The 13,293-nt window shown below is 45.4% G+C and carries 12 protein-coding genes; 4 read left to right on the top strand and 8 right to left on the bottom strand.

All coding sequences use genetic code 11. The features are described 5' to 3' along the window. Nucleotides 1-62 precede the first annotated feature (62 nt). From OCU50_RS12725 to OCU50_RS12690, 8 genes are all read right to left on the bottom strand, one after another. Nucleotides 63-1,817 carry a lysophospholipid acyltransferase family protein gene (locus OCU50_RS12725; RefSeq protein ID WP_060468709.1) on the bottom strand — a complete coding sequence of 585 codons (1,755 nt, stop codon included), beginning with the start codon at nucleotides 1,815-1,817 and terminating at the stop codon, nucleotides 63-65. Between the two features lie 12 nt (nucleotides 1,818-1,829). Further along, nucleotides 1,830-2,273, bottom strand: coding sequence for a hypothetical protein (locus OCU50_RS12720; RefSeq protein WP_060468708.1), 444 nt, complete (start codon nucleotides 2,271-2,273; stop codon nucleotides 1,830-1,832). A 10-nt stretch (nucleotides 2,274-2,283) separates the two neighbouring features. Then, nucleotides 2,284-2,721: a YHS domain-containing (seleno)protein gene (locus OCU50_RS12715; RefSeq protein ID WP_060468707.1), complete on the bottom strand. Its 438-nt coding sequence runs from the start codon at nucleotides 2,719-2,721 to the stop codon at nucleotides 2,284-2,286. Between the two features lie 12 nt (nucleotides 2,722-2,733). After that, a complete protein-coding gene (locus tag OCU50_RS12710; protein ID WP_060468706.1) occupies nucleotides 2,734-3,483 on the bottom strand; it encodes an NRDE family protein in 750 nt (249 codons plus the stop codon). Between the two features lie 2 nt (nucleotides 3,484-3,485). Further along, nucleotides 3,486-4,028 (bottom strand): DinB family protein, encoded by a 543-nt coding sequence (locus OCU50_RS12705; protein WP_060468705.1) that lies wholly within the window; start codon nucleotides 4,026-4,028, stop codon nucleotides 3,486-3,488. Between the two features lie 19 nt (nucleotides 4,029-4,047). Next, the gene (locus OCU50_RS12700) at nucleotides 4,048-5,181 is read right to left on the bottom strand and encodes an ATP-grasp domain-containing protein (protein WP_060468704.1); all 1,134 of its coding nucleotides are present in this window, start codon (nucleotides 5,179-5,181) and stop codon (nucleotides 4,048-4,050) included. Further along, nucleotides 5,178-5,765 (bottom strand): DedA family protein, encoded by a 588-nt coding sequence (locus OCU50_RS12695; RefSeq protein WP_060468703.1) that lies wholly within the window; start codon nucleotides 5,763-5,765, stop codon nucleotides 5,178-5,180. The genes OCU50_RS12700 and OCU50_RS12695 overlap by 4 nt, the downstream gene beginning before the upstream one ends. Nucleotides 5,766-6,049: 284 nt before the next feature. Continuing rightward, entirely contained in the window at nucleotides 6,050-8,026 is a 1,977-nt protein-coding gene (locus tag OCU50_RS12690) for a bifunctional 2',3'-cyclic-nucleotide 2'-phosphodiesterase/3'-nucleotidase (RefSeq protein WP_060468702.1), read from the bottom strand. Nucleotides 8,027-8,461: 435 nt separating this feature from the next. Between OCU50_RS12690 and cysD the strand changes: the two genes are divergently transcribed. From cysD to cysC, 4 genes are all read left to right on the top strand, one after another. Further along, nucleotides 8,462-9,370, top strand: a complete 909-nt coding sequence (gene cysD / locus OCU50_RS12685; RefSeq protein ID WP_017055357.1) for a sulfate adenylyltransferase subunit CysD — start codon at nucleotides 8,462-8,464, stop codon at nucleotides 9,368-9,370. Between the two features lie 18 nt (nucleotides 9,371-9,388). Then, nucleotides 9,389-10,819 (top strand): sulfate adenylyltransferase subunit CysN, encoded by a 1,431-nt coding sequence (cysN, locus tag OCU50_RS12680; protein WP_017055356.1) that lies wholly within the window; start codon nucleotides 9,389-9,391, stop codon nucleotides 10,817-10,819. Between the two features lie 64 nt (nucleotides 10,820-10,883). Continuing rightward, nucleotides 10,884-12,608, top strand: coding sequence for an SLC13 family permease (locus tag OCU50_RS12675; RefSeq protein WP_060468701.1), 1,725 nt, complete (start codon nucleotides 10,884-10,886; stop codon nucleotides 12,606-12,608). A 24-nt stretch (nucleotides 12,609-12,632) separates the two neighbouring features. After that, nucleotides 12,633-13,253, top strand: a complete 621-nt coding sequence (gene cysC / locus OCU50_RS12670; RefSeq protein ID WP_060468700.1) for an adenylyl-sulfate kinase — start codon at nucleotides 12,633-12,635, stop codon at nucleotides 13,251-13,253. Nucleotides 13,254-13,293: the final 40 nt, after the last annotated feature.

Raw genomic sequence — 13,293 nt, 5'->3', positions numbered from 1 at the left:
CTAACTCAAATAAGTGCCGAAATCATCGCACTTATTTAAGTGTAGGTACAGAGTGGGTTAAATCAGCGTCGAGCATGTTGTTCTAGATAGTCTTGAGCAAGTTTTCGACCCATGTATTTACCTAGAGTTTTCAATGGTACTTTCTTAAGGTTCACCACAATCAAGCCGTCTAAAGCATCATTAAATGATGGGTCGACGTTAAAGCACACTAGTTTCCCGTTCATCCCTAGGTATTGGCGCAATAACACCGGTAGCCCTTTTCCTTGTTCCATACGAGCTAGCACTTTAGAAAGTAAGGGCACACTCGCCAATGACGATAATAGGTGATTCTGCCAGAATACATGACTACTGGTATTGAGTGGTGAAGAAGGTGAAACCAGGTTCGCTTTTTCCTCATCGTAGTGGTGAATTGATAAGGTGGTCGCGATCAACAGGCGCGCATTGTGGCTGTAATCATTACTGATACTGACCGGGCCAAATAGGTGGGTGTATTGAGGGTGACGAGACACAAAGGTCGCGATACCTTTCCATAGCAGTAACAGTGAGTTAAGGCTTTTTTGATAAGGTTTACTCACTACAGAGCGACCAAGTTCAATGCTGTTGTCTAACGTATCGATGAACTCTTGATTGTAGTTAAACAGACTACGAGAGTAGAGCTGATCAAGTCCGTGCTCTGCGATTAATTTGTCGACCATACCAAGTCGATAAGCGCCGACCAATTCTGCCTTCGCTTTGTTCCACACAAACAGTTGGTGGTAGTAAAGATCGTACTCATCTAAATCACAAGCAAGCCCGCTGCCTTCTCCAACTTCACGGAAACTTTCTTCTCTGACTCGACCGATCTCACGCATTAAGTTTGGAATGGATTGGCTTGGTGTGCAGTAGACCTCAAAGTCGCCCTGCTCGAGTAGTTTCATCTCTTCAGGGAGTGAGTCTATTTCGATTGATAATACTTCTGGTGATATTGGCGCTATCACTTGGGTATCGAAAGAGGGGGCGTGGATTGGCGTACTCGGGCTATCTTGTTGACTCATTAGGTAGGTATTGAGTCGTAGGTAGTTGACGATATCCATCTCTTTTTCAAACGATTTTATCTCTGAACACGGAATCGATGAGCCAATCGAGATCGAGATAGTCGTCGCTTGCTTATTAAGAAGTTCACGGCCGAGTAGAGCGGTTCTTAATAGCGGATGGACTCGACCTGCTTGATAGAAAAGTTCGCTGTTTTTACCATTGATGAAGATCGGAACTGTAGTGGCTTGATGACGTTTGACGAATTTGGCAACCGATTTGCTCCATTCGATGTCTGTCAGTGTTTTTGCCCCTTTACGGTAACTCGATACTTCACCCGCAGGGAACACAATCAACAGTCCACCGTCTGCCAAATGACGATTGGCATCTCGAATAGCCTTGGCATTGGTGCGTTTCGACTCTTTACTATTAAAGACATCAACCCCAATGAAAAGATCATCCAGTTCAGGCAGTCGCTTGAGTAATTCATTCGCTAATACCTTCACATCCTTTCTTACCGATCCTACGAGATCAGCAAGGATCACACCTTCAATGGCGCCAAGTGGGTGGTTCGCCACAATCACGACTGGTCCTTCTTCCGGGATGTTTTCCGTGCTTCCCGATGCAACCGAGTAGTCGATATTGAGCGCCGACAGGGTGTGATGCATGAATTCAAAACTAGATAACTCGTTTGGTCTATCTTGATAGAGTCGATTGAGCTTAGATAGCCCAGTTGCCCACTCGACAACAGACTCACCTAAACCAAAAGGCGTGTAACGTGGTAAACGAAAAGGACTATCAATCATAGTGAAGCTACCTTATTGACTAAAGTTGTTTAGAAAACCGTTTTGATTCTTGAAATCTTTCACACTTAAAAACGCACCGCATAACCAAACTAGGCATGCCATGCCAAACAATAACCCGCCGTCGTAACCGACAATCTCGCCTGCTGCATTGAACTCAGGCATTTGAATACCGAGCGGCGTAAACAGGTGGAAGAAAATCGCGCCACTCATAATTCCCACGCTCATGATGGCACCTAAGCCATGCCAACGAGTAAACAGCAAAATGGCCGCAATCAATTCAGCGAACCCAATCAAGTAGCCGCCAAATGAACCGAACCAACTCAGGCCAGACCATGTCGCCAAGGTGCCAAAGATATGCTCAGTCTCGTATGAGCCGGTGAACTTAAAGAACAGCGACTGAATAAACACAAAAGCGATAAATGCTGCCGGGAGATGTTTAGCAGGAGTGAATGTCATGGTTATTCCCTTACTTAATCAGCTGCGGCCAAACTTTATCGGCTTGTTGAATATGCTGTGCACGGTCTTGCTCCCAAGCCTCTTGGATCTCTTGGTCGTAGTTAAGATAAAGTTTGTCATCAACTATGGTCCAATACTGTGGATCGCCTGGTGCGAAGTCGTTTTTGGCAGAAACGGCCCATGCGCAATAGCCACCATATTGAGGGGCATATTTTTCAGGATTATTAACAAATAAAGTCAGATTCTTTTCAGAAGAGAAATACCAGTCCGCGCCTTTGTATTCAGTGCTGAATTTTTTACTGCCTTCAACGGGCTTACCGGAAGTGAAATACGCGACGGTATCGTAGCCATCGAGCGCCTTGCTGCTAAAGAACTCAGTGTAGATTTCATCGGCGGCAAATACGTACGGGCTAACAAGTAGCATGACCATGGTGATTAGTTTTCTCATGATGGACTCCATCTATAGATTGATTGCGGGTGATAAATCAAAGGTAAAGCGCTGCTGATTTATCTGGCATGGTTTAATGGGTTCGCATGGCGAGCCGGATGCATAAAACATAGAGGCTTGACCATGCAGGTTACGTAAGTGTGTAAAGCTCACGGTATGTGCGTCTTCGCGATGCATACAGGTCGCTAAATGAGGTTGTTCGTTGTGATGGTGAGAGTGGAACAGCAGTAAGTTCTGCTGATTCTTGCCTGTTGCCATAAGTTGGTTGTACTTTGCTTGTCGGTAGGCTTGCACTCGCTCTAAATCAACACCGGATGAGAACAGTGGAGAATCGGTTTCGACTATTTTTTGTTGAATGCCATCCCACATGTAGGCAATCACCAAACCATGGTGTTGAGTTAAGTTCGGCGCAAAAGCCAACAAGGTAAACGGGGCAAAAGAGTGCAGGTCGAGCTGATGAAATGCTTCAGAGAGCTTACTGATGTTACGACTCGATGATAGGTTCTTAAGTAACAAACCACGGCTGACTAAAGGTCCAGCAGGGACTATGCCTTGATAGTTATTGAGTAGACAAAGCGAAAGCCCGAACTCATTAATACTTATCCAACTACCACCGCCCGTTGGGTCGAGTGGCATGATGATATCGACACCGTTAACTCGATATTGTTTAGGCGGCATCGCCAGTGCTCGCGTCTTTTGTTCATCGCGATTAAAAAAGACCTGATAGCCATTTTCTTCAAGTAGCCAAGATACTGAACACATGATTATTGCTCCCTCAGATAGCTGCTGGTGGTTGGGGCATAACCAAAAGTGTTGCAGGTTTCCATGTCTAGGAAGCTGGTGATCACCTTGATCATCGCGTAATGATGATTGGCATGCAGCGCGGCAAAGGTGATCTCTCTTTCCAGCGTAGAAGGCAGACTGGCAAACACCTGAGTATCCATCGAAACCTCGGTTTGGATCATGATGTGCGCTTCGAGATCGTTGCGGTCTAGTCGCTCAAGCCAGTTGATCACATAGCGAATCTCTTTGACTGCAATTGAGCGGTTGTATTCGACTGGATGGCCACGACGACGAGTGTTGTAATCAACGGTCGCGTTCTCTTTTAAAATCAACGCATGAAAAAGATCGAGCGTATGACGAGTATGCTCACCAATAGAGCTTGTGACGTGCGGCTTCGCTCGTGTCAGATAGTCACTGTCAGATATTGCTAACAAGAACTCTAAACCCTGATTCAATATCTCTATCGCTCCCTTGATACTGGGAGAGATAGAAGTGAGGGCGCTTGGTTGGGCTATCGGGTTCATTCATGATCCTCGTACAAAGTTAGTCGGTGGTCGGATATTGTTGAACAAGGCGTCGCTCTTCTTGCCACGCGTTAAGCAAGCTCTTAAAAGAAGGAGGTTGATGGCCTCTTTGTTTCTGTTGAGCGCCAATATCAAAAAGAATGCGGTATTGCAGAAGTAGTGTGGAAAATATCTCTCGTAGTGGTGTGTTGCGATCCCAAATATGCCCGGCTTCACTGCTTGCACCATTAACCTCAAGGATGGTGAAATCCTCACCTCTCATTAGGCTGTGCATGTCTTTGAATTTGACGTCGAGTCGACCAAAATGGAAGCCGTCGAAGTCGTCGAATATCTCATCTAAACGTTCGGTTAAAGCTTGAGTGATGTATTGATTGCCGTCTCGGAAGATGCAGCCACGGCTATGACTACCTGCAAACGCAAGTTGGAACTCTTCGCCTTCTGCGAGCACTCGATCCAGTTTATCTTGATGCCTTGGGAGATAGAGGTGACTGAGTTGCCCTGGACGTGGACTGTTCTCGATTAACTGTTTGAGTGTAGAGGTACCATCCCCCGTCACCATTGGCGAATATTTAAGAGTGATCGAGATGATCTCGCCTTGCTTTTTGTTTGGATAACGAACATAGAAAACGCCAGCCTCGGCTTGGTAAGGCGCCTTTTCTTGCAATAGAAAGCGAGCATTATTTGGGAAAGATTTAATGTATTGCTCAAGTTGATCTTGGTTGTTGATCAGCTTTACTCCGACACCTCGGCAACCCAGATCCGGTTTCGCCACAATAGGGAAATCGAGATCAGATTGTATCAATGCGCAGTGTGCATTCTCGGCTTGTTTCTTACTGCTCAGATCGGTTTTGGTTAGGGTGATAAACGGCGAGATCCAACGCTGACTCGATGATCCGGCAAGGCTTAATATCTCGTGCTTTGATTCGCCTACCATGCCGCTTAACTTGATGCTCGGGTTGGCGATCAGCGGCAGCGTCCAATCAAAGTGCCGTAACCCTTGCATCAGGCTTTGAATCACTACTGGCGTGTAGAAGAACCACGTCGGAAGAAACTCATAAGGAGAGACACTGCGCACGGTATCTTTTTCAAGCAGGGGCATGCCTGCATTAATTTGATGTGCTGGAATGATGTGAATATCTTGCGGTGAACTCATGATAATCCTCTAGAGTAGGTTTTATTCATTAATCGATTACCGACAAACAGCAAAGCGATGGCACAAGGGATGACGATCCATTGATATTCAGAGGCTTGCAGCCAGGCTGATGTCCCTAAATAGTAGATGGTAGAGAAGACAACGCCAGTCCAGATCGCTGTCGCGCTAATAACGGCAAACAAGAAAGTAGGCAGTGGTATGGCGAAAAAACCACTTAAGGTAAAACCAACGGTACGCAGCCCCGGTATAAAGCGAATGACAAAAAGACTGCTGAATGCGTTTTGACGTAATTTAGTACGAAGTGCCCGAAAGTATCGGTTGGTGAGGGCTTTGTAACGAACAGCTCTGAAATAGCGTCCTGATTTACCTAAGTAATAAAGGCCAAGATCACCAGTAGCAATGCCAATGAAAATCGCAAGTAACGCATATTGAGGTGGGATGAGCCCTTGGGTCGCTAAACCTGCCGCCGTAACGATGGCCAGATCTTCAAGCAGGTAAGAAAGCGCGATAATGCCAAGCATCAGCCATAGCAGCGACTCCTCCCCTGAATTTAACCATGCTTGAATGCTCTCGACGGTGCCCATCAAATGTCCTTATCTATCCTATAGTGAATGGTTTATTGGCCATTCATTGAGTGTAGTAAATTAAATAGACAGGAGGAGCTGAGAAAAACTTACAGCGAATTGCTGCTTTTTTACGTTGATTGGATTCAATAGATGATTTGAGATATGCGATTTAGATGAAGAATGAGCAGGTGTTTAAGGCTCGAAAGTTAAGGCTTTAGACTGTGAATTGAGATAAGAAAAGAAAAAGGCTGAGTCGTTAAACTCAGCCTTTTAGAAGGTTAACTATTGATTAGTAGAGTAATCTATTTAGTTAGGTCAATTTGGTAGACGCCGAAACCAACATCGTCAGTCGCAACACGTTTCATTGGGTATTGACCCTTCTCTTTGATGAACTGTGCCGCTTTCTCACTTGGTGACGTTTCAAAGCGGATATCTAGCTTTTTATCCGTTTTGATTGGTGCAAATGACCAGTTGTTGTCAGCTGTTGGGCTCACTTGACCTTGCTCTTTGCTCACGCGAGAGATGTAGTTAGCAAGTACAGTACGGTTCTCATCTGGTGCATCAAATGCGATGAAGTCCTCACCTGTACCTGGGAACTTAGCACTGTATGCACGGTAGTTGTTGGTCGCGATCAGGAAGTCTTGCTTCATGTCGATTGGCTTACCTTGGTAAGTTAGGCCAACAATACGTTGTGAGTCAGGGTTAACCACTTTACAGTTTGCATCGTATTTTGCAGGTTGAGTTACGTCGATTTGGTAATCCACACCGTCGATAACATCGAAGTTGTAAGTACGGAAGTTATCCCACTCGATCAGCTGTTGTGGTGCGGTTGAGTTCACGTCGATCTGGTTGAATTGACCAGCAGAACACTCAAGCCACTCTTTTACTTCATGACCTGTTACTTTCATCGCAACTAGCGTGTTCGGGTAAAGGTACAAGTCAGCTGCGTTACGGAATGTCAGTTGACCAGACTCAACTTCAGTGAAGTTAGCCGGGTCATTCTTACGACCGCCTGCTTTGAATGGTGCGGCTGCTGAAAGTACTGGTGTGCCATCTAGGTCTGGGTCACCTTGGATGAATTGCTCAACGTAATCTTTCTGTGCAAGGTTAACAATCTGTACTGTTGGATCGTCTTGTACTAGAGACAGGAAGCTGTACATCACATCGTCTGCTTTACCTATTGGTTGGTTAACAAACTCACGAGTACCTGCATGGTCTTTTTCTAGTGCCGTTACGATGCCTTCATCAGCAGCAGCAAGCGACTTCTTCTCTACTTTGTCGTAGATAGGACGCGCTTCCGATTGGCCCTTAACCACTTCCCACTTACCGTCTTTTTGTGCAAGAGTTAGATCCATTACACCCACGTGGCTACCCCAACGACCTGGCATGACTGCCACAACACCGTTCATGGTGCCGTTTTCGTTGTCAACACCTTGAATGTCATCAAAACCTTTACCTGGGAATACCGCATGAGAGTGGCCGAATGCGATTGCATCAATGCCGTCTACTTCAGATAGGTAGAACGTTGAGTTTTCTTCGCCATTTTTGTACGGGTCAGTTGATACGCCAGAGTGAGGGATAGCAACGATAACGTCTGCACCTTCAGCCTTCATTTGAGGCACTAACTCGTTAGCGGTTTCAATGATGTCGCGAGCAGTAACTTTACCTTCAAGGTTCTTCTTATCCCACGTCATGATTTGTGGTGGAACGAACCCGATGTAACCCACTTTTACTTCATGCTCTACGCCAGCAGTATCTTCAAAGGTGTGTGTCTTGATGATGTATGGCGTGAAGTAGTGTTCTTTGGTTCTTGCGTCGTAAACGTTAGCATTGATGTACGGGAAGTCAGCATCGTTGATTGATTCTTCTAGGAACTCAAGACCGTAGTTGAATTCGTGGTTACCTAGGTTTGCAGCCTCATAGCTTAGTTGATTCATGGCTTTGTATGCCGGGTGAACTTCACCTGCTTCGATACCTTTGTCTGCCATGTAGTCACCCATTGGGCTACCTTGCAGTAAGTCACCGTTATCAACTAATACGCTATTGGTTACTTCGTTTTGAGCTTCTTTTACTAGAGTTGCAGTACGTGCTAAGCCGATTTTCTTCGATGGCTTGTCTTTGTAGTAGTCGTAATCCATTAGGTTGGTATGGATATCCGTTGTTTCTACGACACGTAGTTTAATCACTTCATCGGTATCAGGTGTGGTTGTGCAGCCTGCTAGAGTCAGACCAAGGCCTGCAAGTACAGCCAATGACAAAGGTTTTATTGCAACTTTCATTGTGGGCTCCAAAGTGGATGGTAGAAAATTCATTGCGTAATGTAACAAAATGCAATGAAACAATGATTACAGCTAATTTCAATCCGTGACTTAGATCGATTACTTTGTGCTGCTCTGTAATGAGCCTCTCAAATCTGTTAAATCGACAAATAATTGATACCAATTTAATAGGTCTATCTATCGATAAATTCAGTCCCTTATCAGCTTTTCGAATAAAGAATGAAATTTTAGAATTTCCAGTAATATGAGAGGCTCGTCATAATGCCTAAGTCAAGGACGTATCAGGCAGATGAATAGCAAGGACAGCTCAAAACGAAGCTTCTTTTTCTTCTAGTGCCAATACTCCTATTCACTGAAGTGAATGAGTTAAATCCCTTACTTGGCAAGAACAAGTAATGAATTGCTCGTAATGCGAGCCTTAAAGGAAGCACTGTAATGGACCAAGAACGTTTAACCCACCTAAAACAGCTAGAAGCGGAAAGTATCCATATTATCCGTGAAGTGGCGGCTGAGTTTGATAACCCAGTGATGATGTACTCCATCGGTAAAGATTCTTCTGTGATGCTTCATTTAGCTCGCAAAGCGTTTTACCCAGGAAAGATTCCATTCCCATTATTACACGTTGATACGGATTGGAAATTCCGCGAGATGATCGAATTCCGTGACCGTACAGCAGAAAAGTATGGCTTTGATTTATTGGTACATAAAAACCCTGAAGGTATCGAGATGGGTTGTAACCCATTTGTACATGGTTCTTCGAAACATACGGACATCATGAAAACTCAGGGCCTCAAGCAGGCGTTAAACAAGTATGGGTTCGATGCTGCTTTTGGTGGTGCGCGTCGTGATGAAGAAAAATCTAGAGCAAAAGAGCGTGTTTACTCTTTCCGCGATAAGAACCACACGTGGGACCCAAAAAACCAACGTCCAGAGCTTTGGCACACTTATAACGGTCAGGTTAATAAGGGCGAAAGCATCCGTGTATTCCCGTTATCAAACTGGACTGAACTGGATATTTGGCAATACATCTATCTAGAGAGCATCGATATTGTTCCACTTTACCTATCGGATAAGCGCCCTGTTGTTGAACGTGATGGCATGCTGATCATGGTCGATGACGAGCGTATGGAGTTGCAAGAAGGTGAAGTGATCGAAGAGAAAAGCGTTCGTTTTCGTACTTTAGGCTGCTACCCACTAACTGGAGCGGTTGAATCTGAGGCGAATACGCTCACTGGCATTATTGAAGAAATGCTGGTGGCAACCTCCAGTGAGCGTCAAGGTCGAGCGATTGACCATGATCAGTCGGGCTCTATGGAGCTGAAAAAGCGCCAAGGTTATTTCTAAGAATCTAAGGAAAGAAAAATGAATAGTGCAGTAGAAGCCGAATTGGCTGAACTAGGAATTGAAGGTTATCTAAGTCAGCATCAGCATAAATCTATGCTTAGATTTTTAACTTGTGGCTCAGTAGATGACGGTAAAAGTACCTTAATCGGTCGCTTACTCCATGATACAAAACAGATTTATGAAGATCAGCTAGCCGCGGTTCACTCAGATAGCCAACGAGTGGGCACCACAGGTGAGAAGCCTGACTTGGCACTGCTTGTTGATGGCTTGCAGGCTGAACGTGAGCAAGGCATCACGATCGACGTAGCTTACCGCTACTTTTCGACGCAAAAACGTAAATTCATTATTGCTGATACCCCAGGGCATGAGCAGTATACGCGCAACATGGCAACAGGCGCTTCAACGTGTGATCTGGCAGTGATCTTGATTGATGCTCGTAAGGGCGTGCTGGATCAAACACGTCGTCACTCGTTTATTTCTAACCTGCTTGGTTTGAAGCATTTCATCGTTGCAGTGAACAAGATGGATTTGGTGGATTATTCGCAAGATCGTTTTGAAGAGATTCGCGATCAATATTTAGAGTTTGCTGAAAACCTAGAAGGCGAAACCAATATTCAGATCTTGCCGGTTTCGGCGCTTGAAGGCATTAACGTAGCAACGTCAAATAAAGAGCTCGCATGGTTCGAAGGTCCGTCTTTATTAGAAGTGTTAGAGAACGTCGATATTGATAAAAAGCGTTCTGCAGGTGAGTTCCGTTTCCCTGTGCAATATGTGAACCGTCCTAACTTAGACTTCCGTGGCTTTGCTGGCACTGTCGCCTCTGGTCGTGTGAGTGTCGGTGATGAAATCAAGGCTCTGCCGTCAGGTAAAAGCTCTAAGGTTGCACGTATTGTTACCTTTGATGGTGACTTGGAATCTGCGCAAGCGGGCTTAGCAGTCACGTTGACACTTGAAGATGAGATCGACATCAGTCGTGGTGATTTGATTGTGTTGGAAAACGCTCAAATTGAATCAACTAACCACGTATTAGCCGATATCGTGTGGATGACAGAACAACCACTGCAACCGGGTAAAGCTTACGACATTAAAATCGCAGGCAAGAAAACTGTCGGTCAGGTTGAAACGGTTCGTCACCAATACGACATCAACAACCTGTCGACTCACGAAGTTGACGAGTTACCGCTGAATGGTATTGGCTTGTGTGAGTGGTCACTGAACGAGACTATTGCGTTGGATAAATATCGTGAAAGTGCTGATACCGGAGGCTTCATCGTTATTGATCGTCTGACTAACGTGACGGTTGGTGCTGGTTTGATTCGAGACCGTTTGGGCTCAGTTGAACAGCAAGCTGGTCACTTCTCTGCATTTGAACTTGAGTTTAACGCATTGGTTCGCAAACATTTCCCTCATTGGGATGCCAAAGATTTAAGCCAACTACTGAAGTCATAACGACCAAGTCATCGCTTATTGAATCAGGCGGAAACCCATCGTTTCCGCCATAAAGGACGGGTATATGTGGCAACAAGGATTTGTATTAGCGATTTTGCTTGGCATCATTACTTGCCTACTCGTAACCCGTATTAAGCCAAGCTTTATCTTTGCTGGTGCGGCGTTTATTGCTTTTATGGCAGGAATGATTGACTTGTCGAGCCTGGCTAATAACTTCACTAACTCCTCACTACTGACTTTAATTCTTCTGATCCTCGCATCGAGTGCGTTGGAGAAAACTCGCTTAATCAGCTGGGTTAGCCGCAATATATCTGAAGGTCGGCTAGGTACAGTAGTCGCGAAGTTGGGTATTTCCACCGCGTTACTTTCATCTTTTACCAATAACACGGCAGTCGTTGTTTCTCTGATCGGTGCGATCAAACGTAATCAGCAACATGCGCCTTCCCAATTGCTTATCCCGTTGTCATACGCTGCTATATTAGGTGGCACGTTGACATTGATCGGCACTTCAACCAACTTGATCATTAATAGCTTTGTTGAAGATGCGGGATTACCGAGCTTGAATTTTTTCACACCCACTCTAATTGGCTTGGCAGTCTTGGTCGGTGGTGTGTTGATCCTTATTCCTCTCAGCTACTTTCTACCCAGCTACGATGATGGCTCTCAAGATGATCTGCCTTACTTTTTAGAAGCCAGAGTTGAACCGGGCTCACCGTTAGTTGGCCGCAGTGTTAGTGAGAACAACCTAAGGGCACTGAGAAAACTCTTCTTAGCGGAAGTGATTCGAGACGGTAAAACCACCGCGTCTATTGACCCTAATTTTATTCTTCAAGCTCGTGACCGATTATTGTTTTGTGGTGACGTCGAGAGCGTAGCGACACTGCAAGAAATACAAGGCTTAACTCTGTTTGGTCAACATCACCTTAATGGCCAGAGTTTTGTTGAAGTTGTGGTGAGCTCTTCGGCAAGCTTCTGCAATAAAACCTTGAAAACCAGTCAGTTTAGAGACCGTTTCGATGCGGTTGTCGTGGCTATTCGTCGTGGCCATGAGCGCCTTGAAGGTGGCCTTGGAAACATCACTTTAACGGCTGGTGATACCTTGATTTTGGTTCCCGGTAAACGTTTTGAAGAGCAGCGTCAGCAACACAGCAAAGAGTTTGTGTTGATGAATGACCTAGATTCGAGTGCCAAGCTTGATGCTGATAAGTCGACGTTAGTTCTATTTGGCTTCGCCAGTGTAATTGGCCTAGCACTTGCTGACGTATTACCTATTATCAAAGGCTTAGCTGTCTTTCTTTTATTGCTGGTGGCTTTTGGAGTAGTACAGCTTGGTGAACTTCGCCGACGTTTTCCCGTTGATATTGTGGTAATTGTAGGTTCAGCGCTGTCGATTGCTCAACTGATGATTTCATCGGGTCTGTCTGAGCGTATGGGACTGATGTTCATGGAAGCCTTTAATGGTTGGGGTGTGTTCGGGGCATTAGTCGCGACCTATTTCATGACCTTGGTGTTGACTGAACTGGTTACCAACAATGCGGCTGCAGCGCTGTCATTTCCTATCGGCTACAGCATGGCGGTAGGCTATGGCGTTGACCCAATGCCGTTCATCATGGCGGTTTTGTTTGGTGCAAGTGCTAGCTTCATTTCGCCATACGGCTACCAAACCAACTTACTTGTTTATAGCGTAGGTAATTACCACCTCACGGATTATTTGCGTATCGGTATCCCAATCTCGATTGTCTATTCGGGGTTGGTCTTGACCTTAATTCCTTACTTTTTCCCATTTTAATGCTCTTTATTTCAAGGACTCATTATGACTGCAGTACTCAAGCCAAAAGATGAGAATGTTGTGTGGCACCAACACTCGATTGATAAAACATTCCGTGCTGATTTGAAATCACAAAAGCCCGCCGTGCTCTGGTTCACGGGGTTGTCTGGTTCTGGAAAGTCGACAGTCGCGGGGGCACTAGAGAACCGTTTGGCACAGCTTGGTTACCATACTTATTTATTGGATGGCGATAATGTTCGTCATGGACTATGTAGTGACCTTGGTTTCTCTGAGCAAGACCGTCGAGAGAATATCCGTCGTATTGGTGAACTCGCTAAATTGATGGCGGACGCAGGTTTGATCGTGTTGTCAGCGTTTATTTCGCCACATCAGGCGGAAAGACAGTTAGTGCGTGATTTATTGCCGGAGGGTGAATTTCTAGAGGTGTTTGTAAATACACCACTTGAGGTGTGTGAGCAGCGTGACCCCAAAGGCCTGTATAAGAAAGCGCGCGCTGGAGAAATCCCGAATTTCACGGGCATTAGCTCAGCTTACGAGGCGCCGCAGAGCCCTGAGATAGATCTGCCCGCGGGAGAGAAAACACTCGATGAGCTAGTCGAGCTGTGTATTGACGCTTTAGAGAAGCGCAACATTTTAGCCAATTGAGTTGAGTGGTATGACTGAGACTACGCTTACTTAGCCATGT

The sequence above is a fragment of the Vibrio toranzoniae genome (assembly GCF_024347655.1).
In the GTDB taxonomy this organism is placed as follows: Bacteria; Pseudomonadota; Gammaproteobacteria; order Enterobacterales; family Vibrionaceae; genus Vibrio; species Vibrio toranzoniae.
The sequence above is the reverse complement of the archived record's forward strand: the minus strand, read 5'-3'. Positions and strand labels throughout refer to the sequence as shown.

Excerpts from the sequence above, each read along its gene's own strand:
- OCU50_RS12720 (WP_060468708.1), bottom strand. The coding sequence starts at position 2,273 with ATGACATTCACTCCTGCTAAACATCTCCCGGCAGCATTTATCGCTTTT.
- OCU50_RS12725 (WP_060468709.1), bottom strand. The coding sequence starts at position 1,817 with ATGATTGATAGTCCTTTTCGTTTACCACGTTACACGCCTTTTGGTTTA.
- OCU50_RS12705 (WP_060468705.1), bottom strand. The coding sequence starts at position 4,028 with ATGAACCCGATAGCCCAACCAAGCGCCCTCACTTCTATCTCTCCCAGT.
- OCU50_RS12715 (WP_060468707.1), bottom strand. The coding sequence starts at position 2,721 with ATGAGAAAACTAATCACCATGGTCATGCTACTTGTTAGCCCGTACGTA.
- OCU50_RS12675 (WP_060468701.1), top strand. The coding sequence starts at position 10,884 with ATGTGGCAACAAGGATTTGTATTAGCGATTTTGCTTGGCATCATTACT.
- OCU50_RS12695 (WP_060468703.1), bottom strand. The coding sequence starts at position 5,765 with ATGGGCACCGTCGAGAGCATTCAAGCATGGTTAAATTCAGGGGAGGAG.
- cysC (WP_060468700.1), top strand. The coding sequence starts at position 12,633 with ATGACTGCAGTACTCAAGCCAAAAGATGAGAATGTTGTGTGGCACCAA.
- cysD (WP_017055357.1), top strand. The coding sequence starts at position 8,462 with ATGGACCAAGAACGTTTAACCCACCTAAAACAGCTAGAAGCGGAAAGT.
- cysN (WP_017055356.1), top strand. The coding sequence starts at position 9,389 with ATGAATAGTGCAGTAGAAGCCGAATTGGCTGAACTAGGAATTGAAGGT.
- OCU50_RS12690 (WP_060468702.1), bottom strand. The coding sequence starts at position 8,026 with ATGAAAGTTGCAATAAAACCTTTGTCATTGGCTGTACTTGCAGGCCTT.
- OCU50_RS12700 (WP_060468704.1), bottom strand. The coding sequence starts at position 5,181 with ATGAGTTCACCGCAAGATATTCACATCATTCCAGCACATCAAATTAAT.
- OCU50_RS12710 (WP_060468706.1), bottom strand. The coding sequence starts at position 3,483 with ATGTGTTCAGTATCTTGGCTACTTGAAGAAAATGGCTATCAGGTCTTT.